At 52.7% G+C, this 17,584-nt stretch carries 15 protein-coding genes; 8 read left to right on the plus strand and 7 right to left on the minus strand.

Annotated features, from left to right (window positions below):
- Positions 1–41 precede the first annotated feature (41 nt).
- A complete protein-coding gene (typA, locus tag INF86_RS07815; protein ID WP_022649851.1) occupies positions 42–1,865 on the minus strand; it encodes a ribosome-dependent GTPase TypA in 1,824 nt (607 codons plus the stop codon).
- A gap of 377 nt (positions 1,866–2,242) precedes the next feature.
- Here typA and glnA point away from each other — a divergent pair, with 377 nt between their 5' ends.
- The 4 genes from glnA to INF86_RS07835 all read left to right on the plus strand — a co-directional run bounded on the left by glnA (position 2,243) and on the right by INF86_RS07835 (position 6,515).
- Positions 2,243–3,652: a glutamate--ammonia ligase gene (gene glnA / locus INF86_RS07820; protein ID WP_003861925.1), complete on the plus strand. Its 1,410-nt coding sequence runs from the start codon at positions 2,243–2,245 to the stop codon at positions 3,650–3,652.
- Positions 3,653–3,819: 167 nt separating this feature from the next.
- Positions 3,820–4,869 carry a nitrogen regulation protein NR(II) gene (glnL, locus tag INF86_RS07825; protein WP_003861923.1) on the plus strand — a complete coding sequence of 350 codons (1,050 nt, stop codon included), beginning with the start codon at positions 3,820–3,822 and terminating at the stop codon, positions 4,867–4,869.
- A gap of 11 nt (positions 4,870–4,880) precedes the next feature.
- Complete coding sequence (gene glnG, locus INF86_RS07830) at positions 4,881–6,293, plus strand: nitrogen regulation protein NR(I) (protein WP_022649852.1); 1,413 nt, start codon at positions 4,881–4,883, stop codon at positions 6,291–6,293.
- A 111-nt stretch (positions 6,294–6,404) separates the two neighbouring features.
- Positions 6,405–6,515, plus strand: coding sequence for a YshB family small membrane protein (locus INF86_RS07835; protein ID WP_017382667.1), 111 nt, complete (start codon positions 6,405–6,407; stop codon positions 6,513–6,515).
- Between the two features lie 100 nt (positions 6,516–6,615).
- On the opposite strand, the gene hemN is transcribed toward INF86_RS07835, so the two are convergent.
- Both hemN and yihI read right to left on the minus strand, forming a co-directional pair.
- The gene (gene hemN, locus INF86_RS07840; RefSeq protein ID WP_032626916.1) at positions 6,616–7,989 is read right to left on the minus strand and encodes an oxygen-independent coproporphyrinogen III oxidase; all 1,374 of its coding nucleotides are present in this window, start codon (positions 7,987–7,989) and stop codon (positions 6,616–6,618) included.
- Positions 7,990–8,177: 188 nt separating this feature from the next.
- Entirely contained in the window at positions 8,178–8,693 is a 516-nt protein-coding gene (gene yihI, locus INF86_RS07845) for a Der GTPase-activating protein YihI (RefSeq protein ID WP_022649854.1), read from the minus strand.
- Positions 8,694–9,273: 580 nt separating this feature from the next.
- Between yihI and yihA the strand changes: the two genes are divergently transcribed.
- Positions 9,274–9,903, plus strand: coding sequence for a ribosome biogenesis GTP-binding protein YihA/YsxC (yihA, locus tag INF86_RS07850; RefSeq protein WP_003861913.1), 630 nt, complete (start codon positions 9,274–9,276; stop codon positions 9,901–9,903).
- A 311-nt stretch (positions 9,904–10,214) separates the two neighbouring features.
- On the opposite strand, the gene polA is transcribed toward yihA, so the two are convergent.
- The gene (gene polA / locus INF86_RS07855) at positions 10,215–13,007 is read right to left on the minus strand and encodes a DNA polymerase I (RefSeq protein WP_032626913.1); all 2,793 of its coding nucleotides are present in this window, start codon (positions 13,005–13,007) and stop codon (positions 10,215–10,217) included.
- A 439-nt stretch (positions 13,008–13,446) separates the two neighbouring features.
- Between polA and INF86_RS07860 the strand changes: the two genes are divergently transcribed.
- Complete coding sequence (locus tag INF86_RS07860) at positions 13,447–14,355, plus strand: acyltransferase (RefSeq protein ID WP_022649857.1); 909 nt, start codon at positions 13,447–13,449, stop codon at positions 14,353–14,355.
- A gap of 21 nt (positions 14,356–14,376) precedes the next feature.
- Here INF86_RS07860 and dsbA read toward each other — a convergent pair whose 3' ends face one another.
- From dsbA to INF86_RS07875, 3 genes are all read right to left on the minus strand, one after another.
- Entirely contained in the window at positions 14,377–15,000 is a 624-nt protein-coding gene (gene dsbA / locus INF86_RS07865; RefSeq protein WP_193543403.1) for a thiol:disulfide interchange protein DsbA, read from the minus strand.
- A 27-nt stretch (positions 15,001–15,027) separates the two neighbouring features.
- The gene (locus INF86_RS07870) at positions 15,028–16,014 is read right to left on the minus strand and encodes a serine/threonine protein kinase (protein WP_022649859.1); all 987 of its coding nucleotides are present in this window, start codon (positions 16,012–16,014) and stop codon (positions 15,028–15,030) included.
- A gap of 75 nt (positions 16,015–16,089) precedes the next feature.
- Positions 16,090–16,359, minus strand: a complete 270-nt coding sequence (locus INF86_RS07875) for a YihD family protein (RefSeq protein WP_003861904.1) — start codon at positions 16,357–16,359, stop codon at positions 16,090–16,092.
- A 68-nt stretch (positions 16,360–16,427) separates the two neighbouring features.
- Between INF86_RS07875 and mobA the strand changes: the two genes are divergently transcribed.
- Together mobA and mobB are read left to right on the plus strand one after the other, a co-directional pair.
- On the plus strand, positions 16,428–17,012 hold the full coding sequence (gene mobA / locus INF86_RS07880; RefSeq protein ID WP_063150751.1) for a molybdenum cofactor guanylyltransferase MobA: 585 nt from the start codon (positions 16,428–16,430) through the stop codon (positions 17,010–17,012).
- Positions 17,009–17,512, plus strand: coding sequence for a molybdopterin-guanine dinucleotide biosynthesis protein MobB (mobB, locus tag INF86_RS07885; RefSeq protein ID WP_063150752.1), 504 nt, complete (start codon positions 17,009–17,011; stop codon positions 17,510–17,512). The genes mobA and mobB overlap by 4 nt, the downstream gene beginning before the upstream one ends.
- Positions 17,513–17,584 lie beyond the last annotated feature (72 nt).

The raw sequence follows: 17,584 nt of genomic DNA on the forward strand, positions 1-17,584 counted from the left end.
GGGTGGCGCTTGCGCTTTACCCGGCCTACGGCATAACCGAATTACTCTTCTTTCGCACCGCGCATAGCACGTTTACGATCGTTCTCGGTCAGGTGACGTTTACGGATACGAATTGACTGAGGCGTCACTTCTACCAGTTCGTCATCATCGATGAATTCCAGAGCCTGCTCCAGCGTCATCTTGATCGGTGGAACCAGAACCGTTGCTTCGTCAGTACCGGACGCACGCATGTTGGTCAGTTTCTTACCGGTCAGGCAGTTTACCGTCAGGTCGTTAGAACGGCTGTGAATACCGATGATCTGGCCTTCGTAAACTTCAGCACCGTGACCCAGGAACAGCTTACCGCGATCCTGCAGACCGAACAGCGCAAACGCAACCGCTTTACCCTGACCGTTGGAGATCAGTACGCCGTTGTTACGCTGGCCCACTTCGCCCGGACGGATGTCGTCATAGTGGCTGAAGGTGGAGTACAGCAGGCCGGTACCGGAGGTCATGGTCATGAACTCAGAACGGAAGCCGATCAGGCCACGGCTTGGGATCACGTAGTCGAGACGTACGCGGCCTTTGCCATCTGGATTCATGTTTTTCAGGTCGCCTTTACGCTCACCCAGTGCCTGCATGACAGAACCCTGGTGCTGCTCTTCAACGTCCAGCGTTACGTTTTCGAATGGCTCTTGTTTACGGCCATCGATTTCGCGGAAGATAACTTTCGGACGGGATACCGCCATCTCGAAACCTTCACGACGCATGTTCTCAATCAGAACAGACAGGTGCAGCTCACCACGACCGGAAACGCGGAATGCATCAGCGTCTTCGGTTTCTTCAACGCGCAGCGCAACGTTGTGCACCAGCTCTTTGTTCAGGCGGTCAAGGATCTGACGAGAGGTAACGAACTTACCTTCTTTACCACAGAACGGAGAGGTGTTGACGTTGAAGAACATGGATACGGTTGGTTCATCAACGGACAGGGCTGGCAGCGCTTCGACGTTCTGCGGATCGCAGATGGTGTCGGAGATGTTCAGTTCACCCAGACCGGTAATAGCGATGATGTCGCCCGCTTCAGCGATGTCGCTCTCGATACGCTCAAGACCCAGGTGAGTCAGAACTTTACCGACTTTACCGTTACGGGTTTTGCCTTCGCTATCGATGATAGTGACCTGCTGGTTAGGTTTCACTTTACCGCGCTTGATACGACCAATGCCGATTACGCCAACATAGTTGTTGTAGTCGAGCTGGGAGATCTGCATTTGCAGGGTGCCTTCCAGGTCAACGTTTGGCGCAGGAACGCGGTCAACAATCGTCTGGTACAGCGGAGTCATGTCTTCCGCCATGTCTTCGTGATCCAGACCGGCGATACCGTTCAGCGCAGACGCATAAACGATAGGGAAGTCCAGCTGTTCGTCAGTCGCGTCGAGGTTAACGAACAGGTCGAAGACCTGGTCAACAACCCAGTCAGGACGCGCGCCAGGACGGTCAACCTTGTTGATCACAACGATAGGTTTCAGGCCGTGGGCAAATGCTTTTTTGGTCACGAAGCGCGTTTGCGGCATAGGGCCATCAAATGCGTCAACCACCAGCAGCACGGAATCCACCATGGACATCACGCGCTCAACTTCACCACCGAAGTCGGCGTGCCCTGGGGTATCAACGATGTTGATACGGTAGTCATTCCATTTGATAGCGGTGTTTTTGGCGAGGATGGTAATCCCACGCTCTTTCTCCAAATCGTTGGAGTCCATCACACGCTCTTGAGTTTCGGCACGAGCATCAAACGTACCGGACTGCTGTAGCAGCTTGTCAACCAGGGTAGTTTTACCATGGTCGACGTGCGCGATGATGGCGATATTACGCAATTTTTCGATCACAACTTTGCCTCAGGCATTTAGAAATAGCGCGTTATTGTACACGGATTAATCGCACTACAAAACAGGATCACAAACATCCCCCGCAAACAAGTATTGCAGAGATGCTTTGTGATCGCTTTCACGGAGCGGTAAAAGGGCACTTTAACGTAAATTGCACCAATATGGTGCTCAATGTTCACACTGAAGCACTATAATGGTGCAACGAATCCAATGTGGTGCAGCCCTTCTGCACTATGGTGCGCATGATAACGCCTTTTTGGGGTGTTTTAAAAGTTGGCACAGATTTCGCTTTACAGAAATACAGTAAAAATATGGCAGCCCAGCCGATTTGAAGACCTCGTTACCACGACGACAATGACCAATCTGGAGAGTTAAGTATGTCCGCTGAACACGTTTTGACGATGCTGAACGAACATGAAGTGAAGTTTGTTGATCTGCGCTTCACCGATACTAAAGGTAAAGAACAGCACGTCACGATCCCTGCTCATCAGGTGAACGCCGAATTCTTTGAAGAAGGCAAAATGTTTGACGGCTCCTCCATTGGCGGCTGGAAAGGCATTAACGAATCCGACATGGTTCTGATGCCAGATGCAACCACTGCGCTCATTGACCCGTTCTACGAAGAACCTACGCTGATCATCCGCTGCGATATTCTGGAACCTGGCACGCTGCAAGGCTATGACCGTGACCCACGCTCCATCGCAAAACGCGCTGAAGAGTACCTGCGCTCTACCGGCATCGCAGACACCGTTCTGTTCGGGCCAGAGCCAGAGTTCTTCCTGTTCGACGACATCCGTTTTGGTGCTTCCATTTCTGGCTCCCACGTCGCTATCGATGACATCGAAGGCGCATGGAACTCTTCCACCAAGTACGAAGGTGGTAACAAAGGTCACCGTCCGGGCGTGAAAGGCGGTTACTTCCCGGTTCCTCCGGTCGATTCTTCTCAGGACATCCGTTCTACCATGTGTCTGATCATGGAAGAGATGGGCCTGGTTGTTGAAGCGCACCACCACGAAGTGGCAACGGCTGGCCAGAACGAGATCGCTACCCGCTTCAACACCATGACCAAAAAAGCGGATGAGATTCAGATCTACAAATACGTTGTACACAACGTTGCGCACCGTTTCGGTAAAACCGCGACCTTCATGCCAAAACCCATGTTTGGCGACAACGGTTCCGGCATGCACTGCCACATGTCCCTGTCCAAGAACGGCACTAACCTGTTCTCTGGCGACAAGTACGCGGGTCTGTCCGAGCAGGCGCTGCACTACATCGGTGGTGTTATCAAACACGCTAAAGCGATCAACGCCCTGGCGAACCCAACCACTAACTCCTACAAGCGTCTGGTCCCTGGCTACGAAGCACCAGTAATGCTGGCGTACTCTGCCCGTAACCGTTCTGCTTCTATCCGTATCCCGGTGGTTGCGTCTCCGAAAGCGCGTCGTATCGAAGTGCGCTTCCCGGACCCGGCGGCTAACCCATACCTGTGCTTCGCAGCACTGCTGATGGCCGGTCTGGACGGTATCAAGAACAAGATCCACCCGGGCGAAGCCATGGACAAAAACCTGTACGACCTGCCGCCAGAAGAAGCGAAAGAGATCCCACAGGTTGCTGGCTCTCTGGAAGAAGCCCTCCAGGCGCTGGACGCAGACCGCGAGTTCCTGACCGCTGGCGGCGTGTTCACCGATGAAGCTATCGACGCTTACATCGCGCTGCGTACCGAAGAAAACGACCGCGTTCGCATGACGCCGCACCCGGTTGAGTTCGAACTGTACTACAGCGTTTAATTGATTTGTTTTACCCGGCGCATACGCGTCGGGAGTCGTTGCCGTGGAAACTTTAGCCCATCTTCGGATGGGCTTTTTTCTCCACCAACAACCTGATCTCACGCGCTTTTTACCTCTAAAACGCTATACTGCACTAAAATAGTGCAACGACTCCAGGAGACTGCTGAATGGCAACTGGCACGCTGCCCGATGCTGGGCAGATCCTCAATTCTTTAATTAACAGTATTTTGCTGGTCGACGACGAGCTGGCGGTGCATTACGCCAACCCGGCGGCGCAGCAGCTGCTCGCCCAAAGCGCCCGTAAACTGTTTGGCACGCCGCTGCCAGAACTGCTGAGCTATTTCTCGCTGAATATTGGCCTGATGCAGGAGAGTTTGCAGGCGGGTCAGGGCTTCACCGATAACGAAGTGACGCTGGTGATTGACGGACGCTCGCATATTTTGTCCCTCACCGCACAGCGTCTGCCAGATGGCATGATTCTGCTGGAAATGGCGCCGATGGATAACCAGCGTCGTCTCAGCCAGGAGCAGCTTCAGCATGCGCAGCAGATTGCGGCGCGCGACCTGGTGCGCGGGCTGGCCCATGAGATCAAAAACCCGCTGGGCGGCTTACGCGGCGCGGCACAGCTTCTGACCAAAGCGCTGCCTGACCCTGCCCTGGCGGAGTATACCAACGTCATTATTGAGCAGGCGGACCGTCTGCGTAATCTGGTCGATCGCCTGCTCGGGCCGCAGCAGCCAGGGATGCACGTTTCAGAAAGCATTCACAAGGTCGCGGAGCGGGTGGTGAAACTCGTCTCGATGGAGCTGCCGGATAACGTCACGCTGGTGCGTGACTATGACCCAAGCCTGCCGGAGCTGGCGCACGATCCGGACCAGATTGAACAGGTGCTGTTGAACATTGTGCGTAACGCGTTGCAGGCGCTGGGCCCGGAGGGTGGCGAAATTATTCTGCGTACCCGCACCGCGTTCCAGCTGACGCTGCACGGCGTACGTTATCGTCTGGCAGCACGTATTGATGTGGAAGATAACGGACCGGGGATCCCGCCGCATCTCCAGGACACCCTGTTCTACCCGATGGTCAGCGGTCGCGAAGGCGGCACCGGGCTGGGGTTATCCATAGCCCGAAATTTGATTGACCAACACTCCGGCAAAATTGAATTTACCAGTTGGCCGGGACATACCGAGTTTTCGGTTTTCCTGCCGATTAAAAAATAAAGGTGACGTTTATGCAACGAGGGATAGTCTGGGTAGTCGATGACGATAGCTCCATCCGTTGGGTGCTTGAACGCGCGCTCACAGGAGCGGGATTAAGCTGCACGACGTTTGAGAGTGGCAGCGAGGTGCTCGACGCACTCACCACCAAAACGCCGGACGTTCTGCTCTCGGATATTCGCATGCCGGGAATGGACGGACTGGCGCTCTTAAAGCAGATCAAACAGCGCCACCCTATGCTTCCGGTCATCATAATGACCGCCCACTCCGACCTGGATGCTGCCGTCAGCGCGTACCAGCAGGGCGCGTTTGATTACCTGCCAAAACCGTTTGATATCGACGAAGCCGTTGCGCTGGTTGAGCGCGCTATCAGCCACTATCAGGAGCAACAGCAGCCCCGCAATGCCCCCGACTTTGGACCAACGACGGACATCATCGGTGAAGCGCCGGCCATGCAGGACGTGTTTCGCATCATCGGGCGTCTGTCGCGTTCGTCTATCAGCGTCTTGATTAACGGTGAATCAGGGACCGGTAAAGAGTTGGTCGCACACGCCCTGCATCGCCACAGCCCGCGGGCGAAAGCCCCTTTTATCGCCCTGAACATGGCAGCGATCCCTAAGGATTTAATTGAATCTGAGCTGTTCGGCCACGAAAAAGGGGCATTTACCGGAGCCAATACCATTCGTCAGGGACGCTTTGAACAGGCTGACGGCGGCACGCTTTTCCTGGATGAAATCGGCGATATGCCGCTGGATGTACAGACCCGACTGTTGCGCGTGCTGGCAGATGGACAGTTTTACCGCGTGGGCGGGTATGCGCCGGTGAAGGTGGACGTACGCATTATCGCCGCGACGCACCAGAACCTGGAGCTGCGCGTACAGGAGGGGAAATTCCGTGAGGATTTATTCCATCGTCTGAACGTGATCCGCGTCCACCTGCCGCCGCTGCGCGAGCGTCGGGAAGATATCCCGCGTCTGGCGCGCCATTTCCTGCAGGTGGCGGCCCGCGAGCTGGGCGTGGAAGCCAAGCAGCTTCATCCGGAAACGGATGCCGCCCTCACCCGTCTGGCGTGGCCGGGCAACGTGCGTCAGCTGGAAAACACCTGTCGCTGGCTGACGGTGATGGCCGCCGGCCAGGAAGTGCTGATTCAGGATTTACCGGCAGAACTGTTTGAAGCCACCGTGCCCGAGAGCACCGCAGGACATACGTTGCCGGATAGCTGGGCGACGCTGCTGGCGCAGTGGGCAGATCGCGCGCTGCGTTCCGGTCATCAAAACTTGCTTTCTGAAGCACAGCCTGAAATGGAGCGCACGCTGTTGACCACCGCGCTTCGTCATACCCAGGGCCACAAACAGGAAGCGGCTCGCCTGTTGGGATGGGGTCGAAACACCCTCACGCGCAAGCTGAAAGAGCTGGGAATGGAGTGATCTTACTCCGCTGTGTAAAGGTTACTAATTGAGCGCAAAGTGCCGTTATTTTGCGCTTTACTGTTCCGATGAGTTTTGTATGATCGTGCCCGGAAACTTGGGGGGTGCATCATGCTGGAATCATTAGTGACCTTACTTTCGAGCGGTGCAGCAGAAAGCCACACGCCACAAACTGCCGTTGCGGCGGTATTGTGTGCGGCACTGGTTGGGCTGTTTAGCTAACGAGCTGTCGATGAAAAGCCGGGTGGCGGCTTCGCCTTACCCGGCCTACATAGTTGCGAGTTGTAGGCCGGGTAAGCGAAGCGCCATCCGGCATTGCAACTTAAATCACGCGCGAGAACTGCTGTAAACGCGCTTTCTGGCGCAGATAGGCATCGAAGCACATGCAGATATTACGAATCAACAGACGCCCCTTCGGCGTGACGACCACCGCGCTCTCCGACACATCCACCAGCCCGTCCTTCGCCAGCGGCGCAAGAAGCTTCAGGTCTTCGGCAAAGTAATCGCTGAATTGCAGATCCCATTGCGACTCCACCTCGCGGAATTCGAGACGGAAGTTGCAGATAAGCGCCTTAATCACATCACGACGGATGCAGTCGTCGCGCGTTAACGCAATGCCGCGCCACAGCGCGTTGCCCGTTTCATCAACCTGCTGGTAATACAGCTTCAGCTCTTTTTGGTTCTGGGCGTAGCAGTCGCCAATCATGCTGATAGCGGAGACACCCATTCCGAGCAGATCGGTATCTCCCTGGGTGGTGTATCCCTGGAAGTTACGGTGGAGAACACCTTCGCGCTGGGCAATCGCCAGTTCGTCGTCAGGGCGGGCAAAGTGATCCATCCCGATAAACTGATAGCCGGTTTCGGTCAGCGAGGCGATGGTCTCCTGCAAAATGTCCAGCTTCTGCTGGGCGGAAGGCAGATCCGCATCTTTGATTTTGCGCTGCGCGGCGAACAGCGTCGGCAAGTGCGCATAGTTAAAGACGCTCAGACGGTCCGGGTTGAGCTCAGCCACGCGTTTAAGCGTGTAGGCGAAGCTCTCCGGCGTCTGCTTCGGCAGGCCGTAAATCAGGTCTATATTCGTTGAGGTAAAGCCGATTTCACGCGCATGGTTGAGTAAGGCAAAGATAAACGCTTCATCCTGCTCGCGGTTGACCAGGCGCTGTACTTCTTTGTTGAAGTCTTGTACACCCATACTCAGGCGGTTGAAGCCTTCGGCGCGTAAATGATCCAGCACATCCAGCTCGATTTCACGCGGATCGACCTCGATCGAAATTTCAGCGTCGTGGTTAAAACTGAAATTGCCGCGCAGAAGCGCCATCAGGCGGCTGATCTGCGCTTTGTTCAGATAAGTTGGCGTACCGCCGCCCCAATGAAGCTGGCTGACGTGACGGCCTTTAAACAGCGGTGCGCGGTGCAGAATTTCCTGTTCAAGCGCATCGAGGTATTGATCGGCTTTGTGCTGCTGGCGGGTAACGATTTTATTGCAGCCGCAGAAGTAGCAGAGCTTGTGGCAGAACGGAATATGGACGTAGAGCGACAGCGGGCGCTCGGGATAGCGCGCCACAGCATGCTGAAAATCCGCCTCGCCGAAAGCGTCAGAAAACTCCAGCGCGGTGGGGTATGAGGTATAACGCGGCCCGGAATAGTTATATTTCTGGATCAGGGCCAAATCCCAGTCGATAGATGGTACAGACATGCTCACTCCTTCCGTTGGTGTCGCGTTCGTATACGGCGGCCCGTTCTGGTCCCGTTGCGGGCCATCATTCGGGTGCGCAGCCACTTCTGTCGCCGCGACAACCGCCGTAGTTTAACGAATAACCACACCAGATAACATATAACCGGAAGGGTTATAAGCAGGACGAGTGTACCTGCCGGGTGCAAATGTTAGTTTCCACCTTTCAGCAGACGCATCATATCTTCCTGCTTTTCGTCTTCCTCTTCGTCTTCTTCATCATCGTAGGACAGACCCAGCTTCTGCATCAGTTCATCAATGCGATCCAGTTTGGCATCTACCCAGGACTGCTCTTCAGCGGTCAGGGTTTCACCCTCTTCAAGACGTTCCAGCAGCGCATCCAGGCGCTCATCGTTCTCCAGCATATCCAGCTCAGCCTGCGGTGAAAGCATAGGTTTCTCGCTCTTTGGTTTGTGCTGCTTAGTGACCGGCGTGTCTGTCACGCCCAGTGGAATGGGAGTTTTACTGCCGATACGAGGATCTTTCTGCTGTTTGCCTTTTGCAGAAGCGCCTGCGGCACCGCCACCATTAGCACGGCTACCCGCAGTATGGCCACGATGCTTTTTATCGCGTTTGCGATCGCGCGCTTCCTGATTCAGTTCTTCGCGCGTTTTGCGGCGTGCTTTTGCAGGGCGTTTCGCGCCCGCAGCGGAGGTCGGTTTTTTCATGATGTTTTATCTTTAAGTCGTTTTCTTCAGTATAGAATTGCGGCGAAATCTAGCAGAAAGCAAGCAAAGAAAAAAGGCGACAGAGCAATCTGTCGCCTTTTTTCCTGACTCACAACCCTTAACGGGTCAGACATTCCCTGTTTGCCTTCAACAAACCCTGTTTATCCCTTGGCTACTACCGTCCGTGATACGGTTCCGTTTCCTGTTAAAAACGCCTCCAGGCGCCGGTCGTCCTGACAATCCTGAGTCTTCGCCTCCTGGCGCTCCTGACCCTTATCCTTAAGTCGTTTTCCTGCTGGCATCCTCGCCTTGACGCACACTTTACCTTGTTCTCTTAAACTAACAAGCAACGAAAAGGTACTAAACCGGATTTTCAGATAATTACTCATTAATAACTCTTTGAATTTTAATATTTTGAGTTTTTTAGCGCCTGCGATTTCTCTTAAATTTCTCATACGCTTAAGGGCAGATCTCTTACATTCCGTAGGGCTTTCACTTACACGTCAATGACGAAGGGAAAAGCCTTTTGCCCGCATTCAGGTATAATCCCCCGCAGATTACGATTTTTGGAGACGACCACGTGACTACCTGGAACTACCAACAGACGCATTTTGTCACCAGTGCGCCCGATATTCGCCACCTGCCCTCAGACACAGGGATTGAAGTGGCATTTGCTGGCCGCTCCAATGCGGGAAAATCCAGCGCCCTGAATACGCTGACCAATCAGAAAAACCTGGCGCGTACCTCAAAAACACCTGGCCGTACTCAGCTGATTAACCTGTTTGAAGTGGCTGAAGGCAAACGCCTGGTCGATTTACCGGGCTACGGTTACGCGCAGGTACCGGAAGAGATGAAGATCAAATGGCAGCGTGCGCTGGGTGAATACCTGGAAAAACGCATGTGTCTGAAAGGTCTGGTGGTGCTGATGGATATTCGACACCCGCTAAAAGATCTCGACCAGCAGATGATTGACTGGGCGGTGGCAAGCGATATTGCGGTGCTGGTGCTGCTGACAAAAGCGGATAAGCTGGCGAGCGGCGCGCGCAAGGCGCAGGTGAACAAGGTGCGTGAAGCGGTGCTGGCATTCAACGGTGATGTACAGGTTGAACCGTTCTCCTCGCTGAAAAAGCAGGGTGTGGACAAACTGCGACAGAAGCTAGACAGCTGGTTTAACGATCTGGAACCGGCGACAGAAGCGGAAGCAGAGTAACAACAGGCGCGGCGATGACCGCGTTTTTTTCGCCCGAAACTTTCCTTTCCGCAATAAAAAACGCCCCAGTCATTACTGACTGGGGCGGCTAAAATATTCAGCCAAATCCGATTACGTGAAGTAAAAGGTCTGAAAGATAGAACATCTTACCTCTGTACCCTACGTCGTTAACTCTACTCTTTTTTTGTCTCTTGAAAAAGCACTTTTTGTAGTTTTTTTTCATTCTTTACATAGGGAATTCTAATGATCGTCACAAAACGCGCGTACTTATGTTGCTTACTTACATAAAACGCGCGTTATTCCGATAACGCTTAGTGAGCCTGATCCCAGTTTTCGCCGCTACCCACTTCCACCAGCAACGGAACGTCCAGCTTCATGCTGTTTTCCATCAGTTCATGGATCTTCTGAGAGACCTTTTCCAGGTCGTCTTTATGGACTTCAAATACCAGTTCATCGTGTACCTGCATGATCATTTTCACGCGCGGTTTCTCTTTTTCCAGCCAGGCATCAACGGCGATCATCGCGCGTTTGATGATGTCTGCCGCAGTGCCCTGCATCGGGGCATTGATAGCAGCACGTTCAGCGCCAGCACGGCGCGCGGCGTTGCTGGATTTGATGTCCGGAAGGTAAAGACGACGGCCATCCAGCGTTTCAACGTAGCCTTTCTCTTTCGCCTGCGCGCGGGTACGCTCCATATATTCCAGCACGCCCGGATAGCGCTCAAAGTAGAGATCCATATACTTCTGCGACTCTTTACGCGGAATGTTGAGCTGGCGTGATAGGCCAAATGCGCTCATGCCGTAAATAAGGCCAAAGTTAATCGCTTTAGCGCTACGACGCTGTTCGTTTGTCACGCTGTCCAGCGGCAGGCCAAACACTTCGGCAGCTGTCGCCCGGTGGATATCCTTCCCTTCGGCAAATGCCGTCAGCAGGCCTTTGTCACGCGACAGGTGCGCCATAATACGCAGTTCGATTTGCGAGTAGTCTGCGGAGACAATCAGATAATCCTCTGGCGCAATGAAAGCCTGGCGTATACGGCGGCCCTCTTCATTACGCACCGGAATGTTCTGAAGGTTAGGATCGGTTGACGAAAGTCGCCCGGTCGCCGCTACAGCCTGGTGATAGGAGGTGTGCACGCGACCCGTTTTCGGGTTGATCATCAACGGCAGTTTGTCGGTATAGGTCGATTTCAGCTTCGCCAGACCACGGTACTGCAGGATAACTTTTGGCAGCGGATAGTCCAGCGCCAGCTCTTCCAGCACCTCTTCAGAGGTTGAAGGCGCGCCGCCCGGCGTTTTCTTCAGCGGTTTGATACCCTGCTTTTCAAACAGGATGGTTTGCAGCTGTTTCGGTGACGACAGGTTAAATGCCTCTCCAGCAAGTTCATGCGCTTTCTGTTCAAGCTCGGTCAGGCGCTGCGCCAGCTCGCCAGAGTGATTATGCAGCACCGTTGGGTCGATTTTGACGCCGTTACGCTCAATGCGGGACAGCACAGGCACCAGCGGCATCTCAATGTTCTGGAAAACATTCAGCGGCCCTTCGTGCTTCTGCAATTTCGGCCACATTTTGAGATGCAGCTGTAGCGTGACGTCAGCGTCTTCCGCGGCGTAGCGGCCTGCTTCTTCCAGCGCGATCTGGTTAAAGGTCAGCTGATTTTTGCCCTTACCGGCAATTTCTTCAAAGGTGATGGTTTTGTGTTTCAGCCAACGATCGGATAAGGAATCCATATCATGGCGGCCCGCCACGCTATCCAGAATGTAAGATTCCAGCATGGTGTCAAAAGCGATACCACGCAGTTCAATGCCGTAGTTTTGCAGAATACCGCGGTCGTACTTCAGGTTTTGCCCGACCTTCAGCGCTTTCTCGTCTTCCAGAATCGGCTTCAGCAGTTCTAAGGCGCGCTCGCGCGAGATCTGCTCCGGCGCATCCAGATAGTCATGCGCTACCGGAACATAGGCTGCCATACCCGGCTCCGTCGCGAATGACAGACCTACCATATTGGCAGATATGTTATCGAGACTGTCCGTTTCGGTATCGAACGCAAATACCGGTGCTTTTTTCAGCTTTTCAATCCAGGCGACGAGCTGCGACTCTTCAAGGATGGTTTCATAGTTATCGAATGAGAGCGCTGCCGCTGCTTCTTCTGCCTGCTCTTCGGCATCGACAACGATAGTTTCTTTCGGCTTCGCCGCAGCTTTTGCCCCTTTCGCCTGAAGCCATTTCCCGGCTTCGACATCCGTGGTCCAGCGTTTAAATTCGTATTTTCTGAACAGGCCAAGCAGTTCTTCTGCGGCGGGTTCCTGCACTTCAAGCTGGTCGCAGGTAAGCTCCAGCTCGACGTCGGTTTTGATGGTGGCTAACTGATAAGAGAGGTAAGCCACCTCTTTGTTATCGGCGAGCTTTCCGGCCATGGTTTTTGCACCACGGAAGGTAAGTCCGGCAATTTTGTCGGACTCAGCGTACAGCGTATCCAACCCACCTAACCCTTGCAGCAGCGCCTGAGCTGTTTTTTCGCCCACGCCCGGCACGCCAGGGATGTTATCCGAGGAATCCCCCATCAGGGCGAGGAAATCAATAATGAGTTCTGGCGGCACGCCATATTTGGCAACCACTTCTTCCGGGCCAAGAATGGTGTTGGTCATGGTATTAATCAGCGTGATCCCAGGTGTTACCAGCTGCGCCATGTCTTTATCACCGGTACTGATCAGCACCGGACGGCCAGCCTTTTCAGCTTCGCGCGCCAGGGTGCCAATAACGTCGTCAGCCTCAACGCCCGAGACAGCCAGCAAAGGCAGCCCCATCGCTTTGACCATAGCGTGCAGCGGTTCAATCTGCGCACGCAGATCGTCAGGCATGGGAGGACGGTGAGATTTGTAATGCTCAAATAATTCATCGCGGAAGGTTTTCCCCTTCGCATCAAACACCACGGCCGCATGGGTTGGGTGGTATTGCAGAATCAGGCTGCGCAGCATATTCAGCACGCCGTACATTGCGCCGGTAGGTTCCCCTGCGCTGTTGGTCAGAGGAGGAAACGCATGATACGCCCGATAAAGGTAAGAAGAGCCATCGACGAGTATAAGTGGGTTTTCTGGGATCTGAACCATAATGTCCGTGCCTTTAATTAATTTATGGGTAAAGGATGCCACAGAAGGATGAAAACATCAGGTTTTAGCGCTTTATACAGAAAAAGATTTTGCGATCGTGAAGATCGCTCGCAAAAACAAACTGTGGATAAGTTTGTGCATATTTTTAATACAGGTGAATAACAGTTCTATAAAACTGATACCGAAAACTTATTTATCAAATAAAATCAATTAGTTGAAATTAGATCACTTAAGATCCCACCCCGCTGATGGTTATTTAGTCTATGTGGATATAAGACGTAAGCACCCTGTCTATATAGAAAATTTCGCTGCATGGCAGGAAAAGCCGCAGCCTCTTCGTGCGAAAGCGCCCTGGTCTGGGCCAATATCTGATAAGATCGGCGCCCAGCACCGGATAGCCGGCTGCTTAATTACAGCTAACTATCTGAAAAAATTCATTATGTCGAAAATACTCGCTGCGATAACCTTATTGCTAAGCGTCATTTTAACTATTCTGGTTACCATCGCCTGTTCTGTGCCAATCATCGTTGCCGGAATAATTAAGCTCCTGCTGCCCGTCCCTCCGGTATGGCGTGCAGTGTCTGCTTTTTGTAATTTTATGATGTACTGCTGGTGTGAAGGGCTGGCGATCCTGTTGTATCTGAACCCCTGGTTAAAATGGGACGTTCAGGGCCTTGAGAAGCTGAATAAAAAGAACTGGTATCTGCTGATCTGCAATCATCACAGCTGGGCCGACATCGTTGTATTGTGCGTGCTGTTTCGCAAACATATTCCGATGAACAAATACTTTCTGAAACAGCAACTGGCATGGGTGCCTTTCATTGGTCTGGCCTGCTGGGCGCTGGATATGCCGTTTATGAAACGCTATTCACGCAGCTATCTGATTCGTCATCCGGAACGCCGCGGTATGGACGTGGAAACTACGCGCCGTTCTTGCGAGAAGTTTCGCGCGCATCCCACCACCATAGTTAATTTCGTCGAAGGTTCGCGCTTTACCGAAGAGAAGCGCCAGCAGACTCGCTCTCCGTATCAGCACCTGTTGCCGCCAAAGGCAGCGGGTATCGCAATGGCCCTCAACGTGCTGGGTGAGCAGTTTGATAAATTGTTGAACGTAACGCTCTGCTATCCGGAAAACGACAGGACGCCGTTCTACGATATGCTCAGCGGCAAGCTGACGCGTATCGTAGTCCGCGTTGATCTGTTGCCCATCGATACGGAACTGCACGGTGATTACGTTAACGATAAAAACTTCAAACGTCGTTTCCAGCTTTGGCTCAATACACTCTGGAAAGAGAAAGACGAACAGATAGCGGAGTTAAAATCTTCATACAAAAACGCCGGTCAATGACCGGCGTTTTCTTTATGTTTGTTACTTCATCTCAACCAGGTGTTTCACGGTATCAGCGTACTGTTGTACGAAGATATCCATACTGGTGGTGTCCATACCACGCATATTTACCTGGTATTTACCGTTAACATACATCGCCGGCACGCCCTGCAACTGGAAGTCAGCGGCAGCTTTTTCCTGCTGTGCCACGAGAGATTTCACCACAAAACTGTTCCAGGCAGCGTCGTAGTCTTCACCTTTCACACCGGAATCAACAAACACTTTACGGATATCTGCCGTAGTTTGTACGGTCTGGGTTTTCTGTACGGCTTCAAACATAGGCGCGGTGATCTTATCTTCCACACCCAGCGCAATCGCAACCGCCCATGCCTGAGTCAAATCTTTACCCAATGGGCCAAGGAACTCAACGTGGTATTTCGTCATTTTGGTGCCTTCCGGCAGCTTTTTCTTCACGTTGTCAGAAACATGAAGTACCTGCTCAAACTCGTAGCAGTGCGGGCAGTAGAAGGAGAAGAACTCCAGCACCTGAGGCTCGCCAGCTACAGGCTTGTCCAGCGTAATGTACTGCTTACCGTCGGTAAACTGCGCAGCAGTTGCGCTAAATGCCAGAATCATACCAGCCAGCGCCAGCCAAATTTTTTTCATGATTAACTCTCTCCTGGGTGTGTCCAATTAATACATCGGCGTTAATTGCAGAGGGGGTTCCTGTAGAACCTTAACCTGCTCGGTAAATGTGGATATCTGGTTGCGCCAGTAATCCTCCCCGGTAAGCCAGGGGAAATTTCGGGGAAAAGCCGGGTCTTCCCAACGCCTGATTAACCACGCGAGATAATAAACAAATCGCATCGCACGTAAAGGCTCTATCAGGGCAATTTCGTCTGAATTAAAGGGGCTAAATTCTTCATAAGCTTCAATTATGGTCTCAAGCTGCATGCGCTGCTCGGCTTTATCACCGTTGAGCAGCATCCACAGATCCTGCACCGCAGGTCCCATACGAGCGTCATCAAGATCGACAAATAGCGGGCCGTCGCGCCAGAGAATATTCCCGGCGTGGCAGTCACCGTGCAGGCGTAGAGCGGTAATATCATCCCGCCAGCAGGCTTTTACAGCATCAATAAGCTTATCGGTCGCCGTGAGGAAATTATCCTTAAGCGCCTTTGGGATCAGCGCCGATGTTTCGAATACCTCTCGCGGCTCAATAAGATATTCCTGAACACCAATCGTCGGTCGGGCAACAAACGATTTTTTACGTCCCGTCTGATGAATGCGCCCCAGATAACGGGCAACCCATTCCATCTGATCGATATTATCTGCCTCAAACTGTCTTCCGCCCAGGCTCGGAAATACCGCGTAGTAAAAACCCTGATGGGTCAGCAGCGTTTGGTTATTAAATTTGAGCGGTGCCGCAACGGGAACATCGTCATCCAGCAGATCGTGGGCAAACTGATGCTCTTCCTGAATTTGTTCTGCGGACCAGCGCTGTGGCCGGTAAAACTTTACGACAAAGCGCTGCCGCTCTTCGTCCTGAAATTGGTAGACACGGTTTTCGTAGCTGTTTAAAGGGGTTAACCCGGAATCCACCCGAATACCCTGCTCGAACAGCGCATCCATAATGGTATCCGGGTGTAGTGTCTGGAAAGTAAAAGCCTGGTCGTTCATCCGATCATCCGGAAATTATACGAATGATTCAGGATATCATCTTGTGGCGATTTCGGTGGCTCCGCTTACAAGCTTTTACTCTTTAATTACGCCTCGGGCGCGCAGTAATGCGGTTTTAAAATCCTCTTCATAATCTTTCTGAATACCAGGAATAACAGCATCTTTAGCCGAGTCACGCATTTTGAGGTGGTAGATCAGGATGTCGTCAGAAAGGTCTGCCAGTTCGCCATCAAAACCTGACTCTTTCGCCAGTTTCTGTAAAAATTGCATCAGATTCAGCTCTGGCTCTTTTTGCCAGGCCGGCTGGAGAAGCTCAATGACTTCATTAAGACGTTTACATTTCATGGTAGTGCTCCTTTCATTTAGAGAGACACGTTAGCAGGGTCAATCCCACAATAAAAGAGGCGATATTCGTGAATCAATGCCAGGAAATCATCGGGGTCGTTCTTGCCGGAGGCAGGGCAACGCGAATGGGCGGAAAAGATAAAGGTCTTCAGCTCCTGAACAACACCCCCTTATGGCAGCATGTTGCTGATACCCTGGCAAATCAGGTGTCGTCGATGGCGATCAGCGCTAACCGACATGTTGATATTTATCAGCGCAGTGGATATCCGGTTTATCAGGATAAGCTTGTGGACTACCCCGGCCCGCTGGCGGGAATGCTTTCCGTTATGCAGCAGTCGCACGGAGAGTGGTTTCTCTTTTGTTCATGTGATACGCCCTTCATCCCGTCCTGTCTGGTTAAACGTCTGGTGCAGCGGTGCGAGGGTGCTCCCGTCGTCTGGGTACACGACGGCGAACGCGACCATCCGACGATCGCATTGATTAATCGCTCGTTAATATCTGCGCTGGAAGATTACCTGGCCGCAGGAGAGCGACGCGTCATGGTATTTATGCGCCAGTCAGGAGGGCATTCCGTTGATTTCAGCGACATGAAATCGGCGTTTGTGAATGTAAACACGACGAAAGATTTGCAGATGATGCAGGAGAAGAAATGATACCCGTATTAGCGATCTCTGCCTGGAGCGGCACCGGGAAGACTACGCTGCTAAAAAAGCTGATACCTGCACTTTGCGCTAAAGGTATTCGTCCCGGATTGATTAAGCACACGCACCATAACATGGATGTCGATAAGCCGGGGAAAGATAGCTATGAGCTGCGTAAGGCTGGCGCTACACAAACGATGGTGGCGAGTAACCAGCGCTGGGCGTTAATGACAGAAACTCCGGATGAAGCACCGCTGGATCTCGCTTATCTTGTCAGCCGGATGGAACATTCCACGCTGGATCTGGTGCTGGTTGAGGGGTTTAAGCACGAGGCTGTTGCGAAGATCCTGCTGTTCAGAAACGGTGCCGGGCATGATGTAAGTGAGTTAACGCTGGATGAACATGTGATTGCTGTGGCCAGTGACGCTGCGTTGACGCTGGAAGTACCGGTTCTGGATTTGAATAATGTGGAGGGGATTGCAGAGTTTATTTTGGCGTGGTGTGCAGTCTGAAATCTGCCGGGTGACGGCTTCGCCTGACCCGGCCTATCGTTTTTCGACGTACAAACGCAAAAAGGCCATCCT

The organism is Enterobacter cloacae complex sp. I1M (genome assembly GCF_014982425.1).
Lineage (GTDB): Bacteria > Pseudomonadota > Gammaproteobacteria > Enterobacterales > Enterobacteriaceae > Enterobacter > Enterobacter intestinihominis.

Coding starts and splice junctions, on each gene's coding strand:
- INF86_RS07870 (WP_022649859.1), bottom strand. CDS start 16,014: ATGAACGACCAGGCTTTTACTTTCCAGACACTACACCCGGATACCATT.
- INF86_RS07860 (WP_022649857.1), top strand. CDS start 13,447: ATGTCGAAAATACTCGCTGCGATAACCTTATTGCTAAGCGTCATTTTA.
- dsbA (WP_193543403.1), bottom strand. CDS start 15,000: ATGAAAAAAATTTGGCTGGCGCTGGCTGGTATGATTCTGGCATTTAGC.
- INF86_RS07875 (WP_003861904.1), bottom strand. CDS start 16,359: ATGAAATGTAAACGTCTTAATGAAGTCATTGAGCTTCTCCAGCCGGCC.
- yihI (WP_022649854.1), bottom strand. CDS start 8,693: ATGAAAAAACCGACCTCCGCTGCGGGCGCGAAACGCCCTGCAAAAGCA.
- mobB (WP_063150752.1), top strand. CDS start 17,009: ATGATACCCGTATTAGCGATCTCTGCCTGGAGCGGCACCGGGAAGACT.
- glnG (WP_022649852.1), top strand. CDS start 4,881: ATGCAACGAGGGATAGTCTGGGTAGTCGATGACGATAGCTCCATCCGT.
- polA (WP_032626913.1), bottom strand. CDS start 13,007: ATGGTTCAGATCCCAGAAAACCCACTTATACTCGTCGATGGCTCTTCT.
- hemN (WP_032626916.1), bottom strand. CDS start 7,989: ATGTCTGTACCATCTATCGACTGGGATTTGGCCCTGATCCAGAAATAT.
- glnL (WP_003861923.1), top strand. CDS start 3,820: ATGGCAACTGGCACGCTGCCCGATGCTGGGCAGATCCTCAATTCTTTA.
- INF86_RS07835 (WP_017382667.1), top strand. CDS start 6,405: ATGCTGGAATCATTAGTGACCTTACTTTCGAGCGGTGCAGCAGAAAGC.
- glnA (WP_003861925.1), top strand. CDS start 2,243: ATGTCCGCTGAACACGTTTTGACGATGCTGAACGAACATGAAGTGAAG.